This is a genomic window from Micromonospora sp. WMMD1076, from assembly GCF_029581475.1.
GTDB classification, from domain to species: Bacteria; Actinomycetota; Actinomycetes; order Mycobacteriales; family Micromonosporaceae; genus Micromonospora; species Micromonospora aurantiaca.
In genome coordinates this window covers 5,770,506-5,785,708 of record NZ_CP120862.1, presented here as the reverse complement: position 1 = coordinate 5,785,708, position 15,203 = coordinate 5,770,506, and the positions used below count along the sequence as shown (strand labels likewise).

The window sequence follows — 15,203 nt, the reverse complement described above, 5'->3', positions numbered from 1 at the left end:
CTCCGCCTGTCCCGGGCATCCCCACAGTAGCCAGCCGGTCCCGCCCCGCACCCGGCTGGCGAGTCCGCTCCAGCGGTGGCGGGGACAGCGCCAGCCGGGGTGAGAAGTGGTGACGAGAGGTATCAGTCTTCCGGCCGGGCGTCAGTCTCCGTGACTGAACGCCCCCGCGTCGCGGGAGGAACGAACGACGTCACCCGCCGCGCGGGGGCCGGGGCGGTGAGCGGCAGTGCCGGCCAGGCCGCGAGGTCGTGGAGCATCTGCCGGTCGTGGGTGGCGACGACCACGGCGGCCCTGGTCGTCAGCAGGGCCGCGGTGAGGTCGTCGACCAGCGGTGCCGACAGGTGGTTCGTGGGTTCGTCGAGGATCAGCAGGTCGGGACGTTCGGCCAGGCGCAGCGCCAGGTTCAGCCGCCGTTGCTGTCCGTGCGACATCCGGCCGACCGGGGTACGCCGGGCCTCGGCGTCGAGCAGGTTCGTCGCGCCCAGCGGCAGGGCCGTGCCGGAGCCGAGGCGCCCGATGGAGCGCAACCGGCCCACGTGCTGCTCGTACAGGTCGTGGGCGAGCATCAGGGGCGGCCAGTCGGGCACCTCCTGACCGAGGTACGCCACCCGCGCGCCGGACGGGTGACGGACCTCGCCGGTCGACGGCACGAGGTCGCCGGCCAGCACGGAGAGCAACGTCGACTTGCCCGCGCCGTTGGGCCCGGTCACCAGCAGGCGGTCCCCGCCGTCGAGCGTGAGCGTGACCCGGGTACGCAGACGCCCGGTCACCGTCACGTCGTGGCACCGCAGGATCGGCAGTCCGGCCCGGGTGTCCAGCGGCGGCCAGCGCAGCGGCTGCGGTGGCTCCGGGACGGTGATCCGGTGCTCGTCGAGCGCCTCCTGCCGGCGTCGTAGCGCCTGGACCAGGCCGGGGGCACGGGACTGGCGCTGGTGCTTGCCGTGACCCTTCTCCGGACGCCAGCCGGTGCTGAGCCGGCCCTGTGCCTCCCGGACCGCGTCGGCCAGCCGCTGGTGCTCGGCCTGCTGCGCCTCGTGGTCGCGTACCCAGTTCGCGAAGTCGCGTCGGCGCCCGTCCTGCCAGGCGGTGTAGTCCCCGGCGTAGCGGCGCGGGCGGCCGTCCGCGCTGGGGTCGAGGTCGAGGAACTCCGTGGCCACGTCCCGCAGCAGGGCGCGGTCGTGGGTCACCAGCACCACGCCGCCCGGGTGCTCGCGCAGCCGTGCGGTGAGGAAGGCCAGGCTGTCCGCGTCGAGGTGGTTCGTCGGCTCGTCCAGCATCAGCAGGTCGACCCGGGCCCCCAGCAGGCACGCCAGCCGGACCCGGTAGCGCTGGCCGACCGACAGCGTCGCCAGCGGGCGGTCCCGGTCCGGGCAGGCGTCGAGACCGGCCAGCGCCACGTCGACGCGACGCTGCGCGTCCCAGGCGTCCAGCCGGGTCGCCGCGTCGAGCGCTGTGGCGTACGCGTCGTCCGCGCCCGCCCGGCCCTCGGCCAGCGCGTCGGCGGCGTCGTCCAGCGCCCGCAGTGCGCGTTCGGACTCCCGGATCGCCCCGTGGACGAGCGTGCCCACCGTCTCGCCGTTGCGCGCCTCCAGGTTCTGCCGGGCGACGCCGATCGTGCCCAGCCGTTCCACGGTGCCCTGGTCGGGCGCGAGGATGCCGGCCAGCACGTGGAGCAGTGTGGTCTTGCCGCGGCCGTTCTCGCCGACGACCGCCAGGCGGGATCCGGCGGAGACGGTCACGCCGACGTCGGACAGCACGACCCGGCCGCCGCGTACGACGCGGACGCCGTCGGCCCGGACGTGCGCCCGGTGCCCGGCGGGCAGCGAACCGCCTGAGGTGGATGGGGAAGAAGAAACGTGGTCGAGGTTGTTCACAGTCCGCTCTCGGCTCGTCGTGGAGCCGGGCAGCGCGAGGACACCGCCCGGCGGGAACGCCAGGACGGCGGAGCAGAGCTGGTACGTCAGAAGAAGCCGGTCACCCTGCCGCCGTCAGCGGAGGGACCAGGGCTTCATGACGGTGGCGTGGAACCTCATGGGGCAATCCTACCCGGGGCCGGGCCGGAGATCACCGGAGTTACCGGCGGAGGCGGGCGTCGGCCTCGGCGTCGAGCAGGTCGTTCACCGCCAGCGCCGAGTTGATCAGCGCGAGGTGGCTGAACGCCTGCGGGTAGTTGCCGATCTGCTCACCGGTGGAGGCGATCTCCTCGGCGTAGAGGCCGAGGTGGTTGCTGAAGGTGAACATCTTCTCCAGGGTGAGCCGGGCGTCGTCCAGCCGGCCGGAGCGGGCCAGCGCCTCGACGTACCAGAACGTGCACATGTTGAACGTGCCCTCGTGGCCGGGCAGCCCGTCGGGGGAGTGCAGCGGGTCGTACCGGTGGACGAGGCTGTCCGAGACCAGATCCCGCTCGATCGACTCCAGGGTGGACAGCCACAGCGGGTCGCTGGGCGTGACGAAGCCGACCGCCGGCATGTAGAGCAGGGCGGCGTCGAGCACGTTCTCGTCGTACGCCTGCACGAAGCTGCCGCGTTCCCGGTGGAAGCCGCGGGCCATGACCTGGTTGTAGATCCGGTTGCGCTGCTCGGTCCAGCAGCTCATGTCTCCGGGCCGGCCGGTGCGGTTGGCCAGCCGGATCGCGCGGTCCAGCGCCACCCAGGACATCACCCGGCCGAACGTGTAGTTGCGGGGGTGGTGCCGGCTCTCCCAGATCCCGGCGTCGCGCTTGTCCCAGTTGTGGCAGAGCCAGTCGACCAGGCGCACGGTGCTCTTCCACACCTGGTGCGACACCCGGATGCCCTGCTCGTCGGCGAGGTGCATGGCGTAGAGCGCCTCGCCGTGGATGTCGAGCTGGAGCTGGTCGGCCGCGCCGTTGCCGATCCGAACCGGGCGGGAGCCCCGGTAGCCCTCCAGGTGGTCGAGCACCTCCTCGTGCAGGTCCGAGGAGCCGTCCACCCGGTACATGATCTTCAACGGGTCCTGGTGGTCGCCCGCTTCGCGGATGCGCTCGTCCAGCCAGTTCATGTACCGGCTGACCTCCTCGGTGAACCCGAGGCCGAGCAGCGCGTGCACCGAGAACGAGGTGTCGCGTACCCAGGTGTAGCGGTAGTCCCAGTTGCGGGTGCCGCCGACCAGCTCCGGCAGCGCGGCGGTCGGCGCGGCGATCATCGCGCCGGTCGGCGCGTACGTCATGAGTTTGAGTGTGATGGCCGAGCGCTCGACCATCTCCCGCCAGCGCCCGGTGTAGCGGGAGCGTTCGACCCAGCGCCGCCAGTAGTCCCGGGTCCACTCGAACATGCCCTGGACCTCTTCCGGCGGGATGATCCGGGGTTCGTCGCTGCCCGTCTCCAGGATCACCCCGCCGGTGTCGCCCTCCTTCAGCGTGCCGTACGCGATCAGGTCGCCGTCCTCCACGCGGATCTCGCCGGTCTGGGCCCAGAGCTGCCGTACCGGGTCGATCGGGTTGAAGGAGAGCGTCGATGACGGGCTGCGGAACAGGTAGCCGTTGCGGTGCCGCTCCACCTCGTGGCGCTCGCGGGCGTAGTCGAACCGGGGGCGGCACTCCACCCGGAAGCGCATGCTGCCGCGCACCATGTTGACCATGCGGACCAGGCGGTGCGAGTCGGTGACCCGCTCGCCGGTGACCGGCATGAAGTCCATCACCTCGGCGACGCCGTCGGCGCTGATGAACCGGGTGATCAGGATCGGTGTGCCGGGCAGGTAGAGCTGCTTGGTGACGTACCGGACATCGTGCGGGGCGATCTGGAAGAAGCCGCCCTTGTCCTTGTCCAGCAGCGCGGCGAAGATGCTCGGCGAGTCGAAGCGCGGCGCGCAGAACCAGTCGACCGTGCCGTCACAGGTCACCAGTGCGGCGGTCTGGAGGTCGCCGATGAGCCCGTGATCCTCGATCGCCGGATAGCCCTTCACATCGCCCCCCAGGTTCCGACTGCCCTCTCCGACTCAACCTAAGGGAAGAATTGTCAGGTTAGGGGTGATTCGTGGTCACCCACCCTCCCGCGCGCCGCGCCTCGACCGCCCGGCGGGTCTCCGCCTGCACCAGGTCCGCGTTGATCATCGCCGCGGTCCGGGCACCCGCCGCCGCGGCCGCGCCGACCTGTGCCGACAGGTCGGTCACGTTGCCCGCGACCCACACCCCGGGGACATCGGTACGGCCCGACCCGTCGGCCGGCAGGTACTCGCCCATCCCGCTGGGGTGCGGTTGCGGGCGCAGGCCCAGCCCGGCCAGGAAGCCGGTGCGCGCGACCATCCGGGGCGCGACTGTGAGCACCTCGCGGCCGACAGTGCGGCCGTCGCGCAGGCGTACCCCGGCCAGCCGGTCCCCGGCGGTCTCGACGGCCGCGATCTCGCCCTCGACCACCGGTACGCCGCGCGCGGCGAGCTGCTCCGCCTGCTCGTCGGTGAGCGGTGGCGCGGTGTGCCGCAGGTAGACCACGTCGTCGCTCCACTGCCGGAACAGCAGCGTCTGGTGCACCGACATCGGGCCGCTGCCGATCACCCCGATCGGCCGCTCACGCACCTCCCAGCCGTGGCAGTACGGGCAGTGCACCACGTCCCGTCCCCAGCGCTCGCGCAGGCCGGGCACCTCCGGCAGCTCGTCGACCAGTCCGGTGGCGACCAGCACGTGGCCGGCGCGCACCCGGCGGCCGTCGGCGAGCGCCACCTCGAACCCGGTGCCGTCGCGGTCCACCGTCTCGACCCGGCCCTCGGTTAGGTGTCCGCCGTGGCGGCGTACCTCGTCCCGGCCGCGCGCCAGCAGCTCGGCCGGCGGCACGCCGTCCTGCCCCAGCAGGCCGTGCACACCGTCGGCGGGCGCGTTGCGGGGCTCGCCCCCGTCCACCACCAGCACCGACCGGCGTGCCCGGGCCAGCATGAGCGCGCCGTTGAGCCCGGCCGCGCCGCCGCCGACCACCAGTACCTCGTAGTTCTCGGTCATCGTGACCACCTCCCCGGCCAGACTGCGACCGGACCCGGCAGAACTGCAAACGCTCTTGCTGATGTGGCAAACTTGCGGACATGGACGACGACCTCGACCAGGCCCTCGACGCGGTCGGCCCCCGGCTGCGCGCGCTCCGCCGCGAGCGCGAGACCACACTCACCGACCTCTCCGCCGCCACCGGCATCTCGGTGAGCACGCTGTCCCGGCTGGAGTCCGGCGGCCGCAAGCCGACGCTGGAACTGCTGCTCCCGCTGGCCCGCGCGCACGGCGTCACGCTCGACGAACTGGTCGGCGCCCCACCCACCGGCGACCCCCGCGTCCACCTGCGGCCGGTCGCCGCGTTCGGGATGACCATGCTGCCGCTCACCCGCCGCGCCGGCGGCATCCAGGCGTACAAGCTGATCATCCCGGCCGGCGGGCGGTCCGAGCCCGAGCCGAAGACCCACGAGGGGTACGAGTGGGTCTACGTGCTCAACGGGCGGCTGCGGCTCGTGCTCGGCGAGCACGACCTGGTGCTCGAACCCGGTGAGGCGGCCGAGTTCGACACCCGCGTACCGCACTGGTTCGGCCGCGCCGACAGCGAGGGGGTGGAGTTCCTCAGCCTCTTCGGCAGCCAGGGCGAACGCGCCCACCTGCGCGCCCGCCCCCGCGCGTCCCGCTGAGCGGCGTCCGCGAACGCGCCCGCCACGGCGCCGGGGGCGCGACGATCGGCGGGTGACCTATGCGGACGTCGGCGGGCTGCGGATCTGGTACGAGGAGTACGGCACCGGCAAGCCGCTGGTCCTGCTGCACGGCGGATACGGGTCGACGGAGACGTTCGCGCCGGTCCGGCAGGCGCTGGGCGCGCGCCGCCGCCTGATCGCCGTGGACCTGCGGGGCCACGGCCGCACCGGCGGTCTGGACCGGCCGCTGCGGTACGAGTCGATGGCCGACGACATGGCCGGGCTGCTGCGCCACCTCGGCCTGCCACGGGCCGACGTGCTCGGCTACTCGCTCGGCGGCGGGGTGGCCCTGCGTACCGCGATCCAGCACCCCGCCCTGGTCCGCCGCCTGGTGCTCGTCTCCACGCCGTTCCGGCGGCGCGGCTGGTACCCGGAGACGCTGGCCGCGATGTCCACCCACGACGAGCACGCCGCCGAGCGCACGCGCGGCACCCCGCCGTACGAGCGGTACGCGCGGGTCGCGCCCCGCCCGCAGGACTGGCCCCTGCTCTGGGCCCGCAGCGGGGAACTGCTGCGACGGGACTACGACTGGTCCGCCGAGGTGGCCGCGCTGCCGATGCCGGTGCTGCTGGTCCTCGCCGACGCGGACGAGATCCCGGTGAGTCACGCGGCGGAGTTCTTCGGCCTGCTCGGCGGCGGCCACCGGGACGCGGGCGGCGACGGCGCCGACCGGCCCGCGTCCCGGCTCGCGGTGCTACCCGGGCTCACCCACTACGACGTGGTGGCCTCGCCCGCCCTGCCGGCGGCGGTGCTGCCGTTCCTCACCCATCCGGCGCGTGCCCCCGGCTGACTCACCCCACGAGCACCGGGGCGTCGGCACGCTCCGCCGTGCGCGGGCGCAGGTGACCGGCGGCCAGCCCCTCCAGCGCGTCCACGGTCACCACCATCGTCGTCTTGTCCATGTCGCCCGTCTCGGCGAGCGCCGCCGCCACCCGGGTACGCAACACGTGGCTGGTGTGGTCGAGTAGGTACGACCGGTCCGGGGTGCTCATCCGCCCAGCGTACCGATGATTCCATGGCGGATGATCCGGCTCGGATCCGGCCCGGGCCCGGATACGATCTTGTGAGATGTCGTCGGTGAGAGAGGTTGGGTGCGGTGAGCGACGAGCACGGCAGGCAAGTGGTGGTGGGGTACGACGGGTCTCCGGCCGCTAGCGCCGCCATCGAGGTGGGCGCGCTGCTGTTCCCCGGCGCGCACGCGTGGATCGGGCATCTGTGGACGCCCCCGTTCGCCAGCGAGGAACTGCGCAAGCGGCTCTGGACCGGCACCCGAAACATCAACGTGTTCGTGGAGGCGATCGAGCGCGAGGGCGGCCGGGAGGCCGACCGGATGACTGCGGTCGGCGTGATGCTGGGCCGGGCCGCCGGCTGGGACGCGGAGCCGCTCGTGTGCCGCAGCTACGGCGGCGAAGGGCTCCGGCTCGCCGAGCTGGCCGACGAGAAGCAGGCCGACGTGCTGCTGCTCGGCTCGCGGGGCCTCGGCGGCGCCCGCGCGGTGCTCGGCAGCGTCTCCGACATGGCCGTGCACTACAGCCCGCGTCCCGTGCTGGTCGTGCCGCACCCGCTGCTGACCGACGAGTACGACGCGCTCGCCGCCGGGCCGGTGGTGGTCGGCTGGGACGCCTCGGCCGGATCCGAGGCCGCGCTCGCCGCCGCCCGTCGTCTCTTCCCGGAGCGTGAGGTCGTCCTGGTCGCCGTCGACGGCGACGAGGGGGATGCGCCGGAGACCGTCGACGGGCAGCCGGTGACCACCGTGCGCGTCCGCGCGGGCGGCGGCGCTCCGGGCCGCGCGGTGGCCGACGCGCTCTCCGCCGTCGCCACCGAGCGCAAGGCGAGCGTGGCAGTGGTCGGCTCGCGCGGCCGCACGGCGGTCCGCAAGATCCTGCTCGGCAGCGTCGCCATGGCCACGCTGCACCGCACCCACCGGCCGGTGATGGTGGTGCCGCAGAGCCCGGTCCGCGAAGCCGAGTGACCCTCCGCGCCGACTGGAACGTCACGGGTGTCTCCCCGCCCGGGAGACACCCGTGACGTTCCACCCGCGTCACCGACGCGCGCGGCGCAGCCGCCGGTACGCCGCCAGGCCGCCGAGCGCCAGCGCCACCAGGCCCGCCCCCCACCACGCCCGGCCGCCCGGGCCCGACGGCGGATCGGCCTCGCGGACCCGGCCGGCGCGCACCACCGAGTCCGCCACGTCGACGGCGAGCACCTGATCTGGCGCGGTGAGCACGGTGACCGGGGCGGCGGCACCCGGTGCCAGGCTCAGAACTCGGACCGACAGCACGTTGCCGTACGCGGTCCGCTGGTCCATCGCCAAGCCGTCGGCGTACCGGGCCGGCGCGTTCGGCTCGGGCCGGTACGCGACCACCCACGCGCTCCCGTTCGGCAGCCAGCCGAGCAGCCGGATCGCCGCCACGCCCGAGACGGCGGCCAGCGCGGGCGGCGGCAGCTCCCGCCCGTCGGTGCCGACCCGGCGCAGCCGCCACCGGTCGCCCGACGCCTCGTGGGCGACCAGCGCCAGCGAGCCGTCCGGTAGCCAGGCCCCCTTGCCGGCGAGCGCGGTGTCGGGCGGCAGCGCGAACGAGGAGATCTGCCGCCCGTCCACGCTGCTCACGAGGACCTTCGTGCCGACCTGGTAGGCCAGCCGCGACCCGTCGGCGGCGAACGCCACCGGCGAGCCGAACCCCGGCACGTGGGTGGTCTCCAGCAGGCGGACCGCCCGGCCGGTGTCCAGCCGCACCAGGCTGAGCGTGTTGACGTACGAGCTGCGCTCCGGATCCGCCGGTGTCGTGTCCACGACCGCCAGCGCGGACCCGTCCGGCGCCCACCCGGCCGGTGCCGTCCCCACACTGCCCGGCCGGAGGCTGGGCAACCGCCGCACCGTGCCGCCGGCCAGGTCGATCACGTCCACGCCGGGGCTGGTGGGCGACCCGTCGGGCGCCGCGAGGAACCGTCCGTCGGGGGAGAGCAGCACTCCCTCCCCGGCCGGGGCCTCGAAGCCCACCGTCCACGTCCGGTACCGGTCCGCGTCCGCCCCGACGATGCCGACAGTGCCGTTCTCGTCGAACAGGCCGGTGAGCCCTCGCGCCTGCCCGCTGAACACCACCGACGCCGGGCCGAGCGCGGGCCGGTCGGTGGCCCGCAACACGCCGAACGGCGGCAGCCCGAGCCGGTCCGGCAGCGCCGCCCCGCCCGCGCCCGCCGGCGCGGCCCGGCCGTCCCCGCGTACCGTCAGCGGCACTGCTGCCACCAGCGCCAGCACCGCCGTGACCACCGCGGCGGTCCGCCACCGCGTGCGCCGCGCGGTCCGCACCGCCCGGTCGTGCACCGGGTACGCGGGCACCCCGGCCGCCGCCTCCCGCAACGCCTCCCGCAGCCGTACGCTCACCGCTCGCTCCTCTCCGGAGTCCGCTCCAGAAGCTCGGGGGCCAGATCGCGGAGCCGGCGTACGGCGTCGTGCCCGTGCCGCTTCACGGTGCCCACCGAGCAGCCCAGCACCTCGGCCACCTGCGCCTCGGTCAGATCCTCGTAGTACCGCAGCACCACCACGGCCCGCTGCCGCGCGGTGAGCCGCCGCAGTGCCGCCACCACGCTCAGCCGCAACGCCGTCTCGTCGGTGTGGTCGCCGCCGCCGCGCTCGGCCGGCGTCGCGTCCAGCCGCTCGGCCACCCGTCGACGGCGCCACCAGGAGACCTGCTGGTGGTACATGACCCGGCGCACGTACGCCTCCGGATCCCCGTCCCGGATCCGCCGCCAGTGGCGGTAGCTGCGGGCCAGCGCGCTCTGCAACAGATCCTCGGCGAGCTGGTGATCGCCGGTCAGCAGGTACGCGGTCCGCGACAACGCGGGTGACCGCTGCACCACGAACTCGCGGAACGACTCCGACATGCCCACCCCCTCACCCGCAATGAACGCCGGTCGGGCCCAGGATGGTTGAGACGGCCGTCCCGTCGGCGGGCGCTGGCACCCGTCGATGTGCGGGAACTATCCTCGGGCCACGAGCCAGTCGCCGTCCGACGGAGTGGTCGATGCTGAAAGGTCTGGCAGCAGACCGGCACGCGCAGGGGGACAGCCGCCGGCTCAACCTCGGCGCGCTGCTGCGGCGCGTCCACCTGACCGGCCCGGTCACGCGCGTCGAGCTGGCCGACTGGATGGGCGTCAACCGCAGCACGGTCATGGCACTGACGGCGGAACTCGCGGCGGCCGGCCTGGTCCGCGAGGTGACGTCCGCCGGAAGTGGACGGGCCGGGCGTCCCTCGCGTGTGGTGCGTCCCGCGTCCGACACCGTCTACGTCCTCGCCTTCGACATCGCTGTGGACCGGCTCGTGGCCGCCCGCGTCGGGCTCGGCGGTGTGGTGGCGGCGCGGCTGGAGGCGGAGCGGCCTCGGGCCGGGGCCGACCTGGACTCCGTGGTCTCGGTGCTCGCCGACTTCGGGCGGGCGCTGCACCACGCCGCGCCACCCGGGTCGGTGTGCGTCGGCGTGGGCGCCTCCTACTGCGGCATGATCCGGCCGGGCGACGGCATGGTCCGGTTCGGACCGGACATGGGATGGGTCGACCAGGCGTTCGGCGCCGAACTGGCCCGGCGGCTGGATCTGGGCCTGCCGGTCCTGGTCGGCAACGAGGCGCACCTCGGAGCGCTGGCCGAGCATCAGCGCGGTGCCGGTGTCGGCGTGCGGAACCTCGTCTACCTGCACGGTGACGTGGGCGTCGGGGGCGGGATCATCGTGGGCGGCGAACTGCTCGACGGCGACGGCGGGTACGCCTCCGAGGTCGGGCACATGCTCGTGAACCCGTACCAGGGGCGGCCCTGCGGCTGCGGCTCGCGCGGGTGCCTGGAGGCCGAGGTGGGGGAGCGGGCGCTGCTCGACGTCGCCGGCCGCCCGGAGCGGGAGAAGGGGCGCGAGGCGGTACGCGCTGTGGTCGCCGCCGCCGCTCAGGGGGAACCGGCCGCCCGGGACGCGCTGCGGCACATCGGTGACTGGCTGGGCATCGGCGTGGCGAACGTGATCAACCTGTTCAACCCCGGCGTGGTGATCTTCGGGGGCACGCTCCAGGAGGTCTTTCCCGCCTCGGCCGCCCACGTCCGCAGCCGGATCGCCGCCAACGTGCTGCCGATCTCGCGGGACAAGGCCCGCCTGCGCGTGTCGGCGCTCGGCTACGACGCGACCTTGATCGGCGCCGCCGAACTGGGCTTCGCCCCGTTGTTCGCCGACCCCCTCGGCACCCCGGCCCGCCGGTAACCCCGTGCGCGCCCGTTGACCTTGCAGTTTCGGCCCTCACAAAGCGTGCCAAGAGGGGCATCCCGGGGACCGCAACTGCAAGATCGCCGGGGTGGGGTGGGTGGGTCAGGGCTTTAGGCGGTGGGTCAGCCACGGGAGGAGGGAGTCGCCCTGGAGGCGCTGGAATGCCCGTACGGTCGGGATGCCGGGTGGTGGGGGCTGGCGGGCGCCGTCGAGGAAGAACCCGGTGAAGCCGGCGAGCACTCCGGTCAGGTCGGCCGGGTCCACGTCGGCGGTCACCGCTCGGGCGGCCAGCAGGGCGTCCGGGTCGTGTCCGCCGTACACCTGCACGTTGACGACTGTGAGCAGCGTGTCCAGCCAGGCGGGCCCGCGGCAGGCCCAGGGCCAGTCGACGACTGTGACCGATCCGTCCGGGCCGAGCAGCAGGTTGTCGGCGCGCACGTCGACGTGGCAGAGCGTGTCGCCGCCGAGCGCGGCCAGCCCCCGGTCGGCGGCGGCGCACAGCTCGGGCAGGTGGGACCGGGCCCACGGGTCGAGGTCGGGCGGCGGGCTGGCCGCGAGGCGCCGCCAGCCGCCGAAGTCGCCTGCGAGCCGTTCGGCGGCGGTGGGTGTGGTCGCGGCTGCGGGCGCCGGGGTGAGCGCGGCGGCCATCGTCTCCAGTGTGGACAGCACGGCAGCCAGCTCGTCGCCCCGCCACGGGGTGGCCGGGTGCCGGCCCTCCACGTCGGCGAAGACGAGCGCGATCCAGTGGCCGTCGTCGTAGCTGCCGAGCAGCCGGGGCGCGGGCGTGTCCGGCGGCAGGGCGGCAGCGATCCGGGCCTCGGCGCGGTGCAGGTCGGGGCTGCGGTCGTTCTGCGCCGGGCTGACCGCCTTGACGAAGGCCCGGCCACCGCCTGCGGTACGGACCCGGTCGGCGGTGCCGGGGGAGAAGCCGCCCGGCTGGGACCGCGCCGCGACCACCCGGTCGCCGAGGACGGCCTCGACCCCGTCGCGGACGTGCGTGGGCAGTTCGTGCCAGTGCAGCCGGGTCTTCGTCACCGTTCCACGGTGCGTGCCGCCCGCCGTCCGGGCAACCGGGTTAATCGTTGCCCGTGTAGTGCGGGACGACCACGCCGGTGTCGGACGGGCGCGCCGACTTCGGGCGGGCGCTGCGCCACGCCGTACGAGGTGGCGCTGCTGCACCACACGGTCGACGGGCCCCTGCTCGACCTGCTCGCCACCTCGATCGACGCCGGGTTCGGCACCGATCGGGTGGTCTCGGCCCTCGTCTCCCGTCTGGCCGGCGACGCCACCGGTTGAGCCTCCTCGCCGTGCGTTAACCCGGGGCGGCCAGCGGGAACCCTGGCGCGGACGCCCCTGGGAAGGAGCAACGGATGAGGGAACGCACCGGACTGACCATCGGCGTGCTCGGCTCCTACGGCGGTCGCAACCTCGGCGACGAGGCGATCCTCACCGGTCTGCTGGACGATCTGCGCCGCCACGAGCCCCATGCCCGGATCATCGTCTTCTCCCGCAACCCGGCGCACACCGCGCTGGCCCACCCCGAGGTCGAGGCGGTGCCGTGGGAGGGCGTCAGCCGGGTCGACTCGTCCCCGGTGCTCAACCAGCTCGACCTGCTCATCCTCGGCGGCGGCGGGATCCTCTACGACAAGGAGGCCCGGCGCTACCTGCGGGTGGTCCGGGTCGCCCAGGAGCGAGGACTGCCGCTGATCACGTACGCGGTAGGGGTCGGCCCCCTCACCGACACGCTCGACAGCGGCATGGTGCGCGAGACGCTGGCACAGGCCGTCGAGGTGACAGTGCGCGACCAGGAGTCGCGGATGGTGCTGGAGGAGGCCGGCCTGGTCAACCCGATCACCGTCACCGCCGACCCGGCGTTCCTGCTCGAACCGGAGGAGTTCCCCCAGCAGTGGCTGCGTGAGGAGGGCGTCCCGGCCGGCTCCCGGCTGGTCGGGCTGAGCGTGCGCGAACCGGGCCGGGCCGCCGAACGGCTCGACGTGGACGGCTACCACCGCCTGCTCGCCCAGATCGGTGACTTCCTGGTGCACCGGATCGACGCGTACGTGCTGTTCGTGCCGATGGAACGCGACGACATCCGGCACTCGCACGGCGTGCTGTCGCACATGACCGCCGCCGACCGGGGCCGGATCCTGCACGGCGACTACCGTCCGGCGCAGATCCTCGGGCTGATGCGCCACTTCGACCTCGCGGTCGGCATGCGGCTGCACTTCCTGATCTTCGCGGCCATGATGGGCACGCCGTTCCTGCCGCTGCCGTACGCCGGAAAGGTCTTCGACCTGGCCCAGCGGCTCGGTGTGCCGGCGCTGCGCGGCGTGGAGCGGGAGGTGGAGGGCCCGTTGCTGGCCGAGGTGGACCGGCTATGGGACGAACGGGCGGCCCGGGCCGACGAGACCGCACGCCGGGTCGCTGAGGTCTGCGAGCAGGCGCGCGGCACCTCGCAGGTGACCCGCAGCGTGCTGGACAGCATCCGGGCCCGCACGCTGACGCACGCGTTGTGAGCCGGGCCGTCAGACCGCCGGGCCGCGCCAGGCGTAGACCCACTCCCGGCCCGGCTGGTCGTCCGACTCCAGCTCGTAGATCTGCGCCTCCGCGAGGCCCTTCGACCCGAGGTGGTGGTGGGTCAGCGGCGGACGGCCGTTGACGTCCAGCTCGACGGTGACGGTCTCGCCGTCGGCCGCGCCGCCCACCAGAGGGATCTGCACCGTGGAAGCCATGCGCCCATCCTGCCCCGGCCGGCCCGCCCGCGCAGGGGATCACGCGGGGCGGCGGACCGTACACACCGCGTACTAGGGTCCGGGGATGGCGCACCCGACGATCGATCCGGCACTCGGTCCGGTCCTCGCCCGCACGGGCGACGAACGGGCGATCCTCGACGCGTTCCTCGACTTCCACCGTGCCAACGTGCTGCGCAGGGCGCGCGGCCTGACCGACGCCGACGCCGCCCGGCGCCTGGTGCCCTCGCTGACCACACTGGCCGGGCTGCTCAAGCACCTGACCCTGGTCGAGGGGAACTGGTTCCGCTGCCTGTTCGCCCCCGAGCCCGGCGACGTCTACGTCACCTCCCAGGCCGACGCCGACGCCAGCTTCACGCTGGGCGCCGGCGAGACGGTCGAGACACTCGCCGCCGCGTACGAGGCGGCCTGCGACCGGTCCCGCCGGGTCGCCGAGCGGTTCGACCTCGACCACGTCGTGCCGCACCCGCAGCTCGGCGAGGTGTCGCTGCGCTGGGTGCTGGTGCACCTGGTCGAGGAGACCGCCCGGCACGCCGGGCACGCCGACATCCTGCGCGAGCTGACCGACGGCGAGACCGGCTCGATCTGACGGGTCACTCGCGGGGCAGCAGCCCGTCCGGGTACTCCATCCCGTCGTACGTGCACGCGGCGGCGGCCACCCGGGCCGCGTACCGTGCCGCGTCGAGGACGCCCGCGCCACGCAGCCGGGCGGCGATCACCCCGGCGGCGAAGGCGTCCCCGGCACCGTTGGTGTCCACCACCGGCCCCGGCGGGGTGGCGGCGGGCACGTGCGCCGGAGGGGCGCCGGGAGTGTGCAGCGTCGCGCCGGCCGCCCCGCCGGTGACCAGCACCGTGCGCGGCGCCAGCTCGGCCGCCTCCTTCGCGGCCCGCTCGCCGAGCCGCGTGTCGCTGACGAAGACCAGGTCCGCGATCCGGGCGAACGGGCGGTGGTAGTCGTTCTCGCCGTCCCAGTCGTGCAGGTCGGTGGAGATCGACGTGGCGGTGCGCAGCACCGGCAGCGCGTCCCGGGCCCAATCCATGATCGACAGGTGGACGTGGGTCGCCTCGGCGAGGAGCGCGGCAAGCTCCGCCTCGCCGAACGGCGCCGGCCCCGACCAGGGACGCGGATCGTGCAACGACATCCGCCGCCCCGCCGGGTCGACCAGGTTCACCGAGCGGCGGGTGCCGGCCGGCGCGTCGGCGAGCGTGGTCCGGATCGAGGTACGCGCCAGCGCCGCCCGCACCACGTCGCCGGCCGGGTCGGTGCCCAGCACGTCGACGAGCGCCACCCGCAGGCCGAGCGCGTGCGCGGCCAGTGCGACCCCGGCGCCGGTGTTGCCGATCCGCAGGTCGATCGGTGGCACCAGCAGCGAGTCGGCGACGGGCGGCGGCAGGGCGGGCACCCGGGCACGGATGTCCACGCCGAGCCCGCCGATCACGAGAAGGTCGACCATGGCGCCGACGATAGCGGCGTCCGGCGGCCTATCCTGGCTCCCCGGGCGCCGTCTTCCGGCCCCGGGACGTCGTCGAGGGGGAG

At 74.3% G+C, this 15,203-nt stretch carries 16 protein-coding genes; 7 read left to right on the top strand and 9 right to left on the bottom strand.

From position 1 onward, the window contains the following. Window positions 1–122 precede the first annotated feature (122 nt). The 3 genes from O7622_RS26010 to O7622_RS26000 all read right to left on the bottom strand — a co-directional run bounded on the left by O7622_RS26010 (window position 123) and on the right by O7622_RS26000 (window position 4,948). Window positions 123–1,874, bottom strand: a complete 1,752-nt coding sequence (locus O7622_RS26010; RefSeq protein ID WP_282310776.1) for an ABC-F family ATP-binding cassette domain-containing protein — start codon at window positions 1,872–1,874, stop codon at window positions 123–125. Between the two features lie 199 nt (window positions 1,875–2,073). Continuing rightward, window positions 2,074–3,921 (bottom strand): glycoside hydrolase family 15 protein, encoded by a 1,848-nt coding sequence (locus O7622_RS26005; protein ID WP_282310775.1) that lies wholly within the window; start codon window positions 3,919–3,921, stop codon window positions 2,074–2,076. A gap of 58 nt (window positions 3,922–3,979) precedes the next feature. Beyond that, window positions 3,980–4,948, bottom strand: a complete 969-nt coding sequence (locus O7622_RS26000; protein ID WP_282310774.1) for an NAD(P)/FAD-dependent oxidoreductase — start codon at window positions 4,946–4,948, stop codon at window positions 3,980–3,982. An 80-nt stretch (window positions 4,949–5,028) separates the two neighbouring features. Between O7622_RS26000 and O7622_RS25995 the strand changes: the two genes are divergently transcribed. Together O7622_RS25995 and O7622_RS25990 are read left to right on the top strand one after the other, a co-directional pair. After that, a complete protein-coding gene (locus O7622_RS25995) occupies window positions 5,029–5,613 on the top strand; it encodes an XRE family transcriptional regulator (protein ID WP_091421325.1) in 585 nt (194 codons plus the stop codon). A 52-nt stretch (window positions 5,614–5,665) separates the two neighbouring features. Next, window positions 5,666–6,463, top strand: a complete 798-nt coding sequence (locus O7622_RS25990) for an alpha/beta hydrolase (protein WP_282310773.1) — start codon at window positions 5,666–5,668, stop codon at window positions 6,461–6,463. A 1-nt stretch (window position 6,464) separates the two neighbouring features. Here O7622_RS25990 and O7622_RS25985 read toward each other — a convergent pair whose 3' ends face one another. Continuing rightward, window positions 6,465–6,665, bottom strand: a complete 201-nt coding sequence (locus O7622_RS25985; protein ID WP_282310772.1) for a hypothetical protein — start codon at window positions 6,663–6,665, stop codon at window positions 6,465–6,467. A 104-nt stretch (window positions 6,666–6,769) separates the two neighbouring features. Here O7622_RS25985 and O7622_RS25980 point away from each other — a divergent pair, with 104 nt between their 5' ends. After that, window positions 6,770–7,645, top strand: a complete 876-nt coding sequence (locus O7622_RS25980) for a universal stress protein (protein ID WP_282310770.1) — start codon at window positions 6,770–6,772, stop codon at window positions 7,643–7,645. A gap of 69 nt (window positions 7,646–7,714) precedes the next feature. Here O7622_RS25980 and O7622_RS25975 read toward each other — a convergent pair whose 3' ends face one another. Together O7622_RS25975 and O7622_RS25970 are read right to left on the bottom strand one after the other, a co-directional pair. Next, window positions 7,715–9,058, bottom strand: coding sequence for a hypothetical protein (locus tag O7622_RS25975; protein WP_282310769.1), 1,344 nt, complete (start codon window positions 9,056–9,058; stop codon window positions 7,715–7,717). Beyond that, the gene (locus O7622_RS25970; RefSeq protein ID WP_282310768.1) at window positions 9,055–9,558 is read right to left on the bottom strand and encodes a SigE family RNA polymerase sigma factor; all 504 of its coding nucleotides are present in this window, start codon (window positions 9,556–9,558) and stop codon (window positions 9,055–9,057) included. Before O7622_RS25970 ends, O7622_RS25975 begins: the two co-directional genes overlap by 4 nt. 140 nt (window positions 9,559–9,698) lie before the next feature. On the opposite strand from O7622_RS25970, the gene O7622_RS25965 reads away from it, so the two are divergent. Then, window positions 9,699–10,913 (top strand): ROK family transcriptional regulator, encoded by a 1,215-nt coding sequence (locus tag O7622_RS25965; RefSeq protein ID WP_282310767.1) that lies wholly within the window; start codon window positions 9,699–9,701, stop codon window positions 10,911–10,913. Between the two features lie 105 nt (window positions 10,914–11,018). On the opposite strand, the gene O7622_RS25960 is transcribed toward O7622_RS25965, so the two are convergent. Then, window positions 11,019–11,951, bottom strand: a complete 933-nt coding sequence (locus O7622_RS25960; RefSeq protein ID WP_282310766.1) for a phosphotransferase — start codon at window positions 11,949–11,951, stop codon at window positions 11,019–11,021. A gap of 129 nt (window positions 11,952–12,080) precedes the next feature. On the opposite strand from O7622_RS25960, the gene O7622_RS25955 reads away from it, so the two are divergent. Continuing rightward, on the top strand, window positions 12,081–12,212 hold the full coding sequence (locus O7622_RS25955) for a hypothetical protein (protein WP_282310765.1): 132 nt from the start codon (window positions 12,081–12,083) through the stop codon (window positions 12,210–12,212). A 74-nt stretch (window positions 12,213–12,286) separates the two neighbouring features. Beyond that, on the top strand, window positions 12,287–13,432 hold the full coding sequence (locus O7622_RS25950) for a polysaccharide pyruvyl transferase family protein (protein WP_282310764.1): 1,146 nt from the start codon (window positions 12,287–12,289) through the stop codon (window positions 13,430–13,432). A gap of 9 nt (window positions 13,433–13,441) precedes the next feature. On the opposite strand, the gene O7622_RS25945 is transcribed toward O7622_RS25950, so the two are convergent. Further along, window positions 13,442–13,648, bottom strand: a complete 207-nt coding sequence (locus tag O7622_RS25945) for a hypothetical protein (protein WP_128138808.1) — start codon at window positions 13,646–13,648, stop codon at window positions 13,442–13,444. 85 nt (window positions 13,649–13,733) lie between these two features. Between O7622_RS25945 and O7622_RS25940 the strand changes: the two genes are divergently transcribed. Then, window positions 13,734–14,255 carry a DinB family protein gene (locus O7622_RS25940; RefSeq protein ID WP_282310763.1) on the top strand — a complete coding sequence of 174 codons (522 nt, stop codon included), beginning with the start codon at window positions 13,734–13,736 and terminating at the stop codon, window positions 14,253–14,255. Between the two features lie 4 nt (window positions 14,256–14,259). Here the strand turns inward: O7622_RS25940 and O7622_RS25935 are convergent, their stop codons facing one another. Continuing rightward, on the bottom strand, window positions 14,260–15,120 hold the full coding sequence (locus tag O7622_RS25935; protein ID WP_282310762.1) for a carbohydrate kinase family protein: 861 nt from the start codon (window positions 15,118–15,120) through the stop codon (window positions 14,260–14,262). Between the last annotated feature and the right edge of the window lie 83 nt (window positions 15,121–15,203).

Excerpts from the sequence above, each read along its gene's own strand:
- O7622_RS25985 (WP_282310772.1), bottom strand. The coding sequence starts at position 6,665 with ATGAGCACCCCGGACCGGTCGTACCTACTCGACCACACCAGCCACGTG.
- O7622_RS25945 (WP_128138808.1), bottom strand. The coding sequence starts at position 13,648 with ATGGCTTCCACGGTGCAGATCCCTCTGGTGGGCGGCGCGGCCGACGGC.
- O7622_RS25970 (WP_282310768.1), bottom strand. The coding sequence starts at position 9,558 with ATGTCGGAGTCGTTCCGCGAGTTCGTGGTGCAGCGGTCACCCGCGTTG.
- O7622_RS25995 (WP_091421325.1), top strand. The coding sequence starts at position 5,029 with ATGGACGACGACCTCGACCAGGCCCTCGACGCGGTCGGCCCCCGGCTG.
- O7622_RS25950 (WP_282310764.1), top strand. The coding sequence starts at position 12,287 with ATGAGGGAACGCACCGGACTGACCATCGGCGTGCTCGGCTCCTACGGC.
- O7622_RS25965 (WP_282310767.1), top strand. The coding sequence starts at position 9,699 with ATGCTGAAAGGTCTGGCAGCAGACCGGCACGCGCAGGGGGACAGCCGC.
- O7622_RS26000 (WP_282310774.1), bottom strand. The coding sequence starts at position 4,948 with ATGACCGAGAACTACGAGGTACTGGTGGTCGGCGGCGGCGCGGCCGGG.
- O7622_RS25940 (WP_282310763.1), top strand. The coding sequence starts at position 13,734 with ATGGCGCACCCGACGATCGATCCGGCACTCGGTCCGGTCCTCGCCCGC.
- O7622_RS25935 (WP_282310762.1), bottom strand. The coding sequence starts at position 15,120 with ATGGTCGACCTTCTCGTGATCGGCGGGCTCGGCGTGGACATCCGTGCC.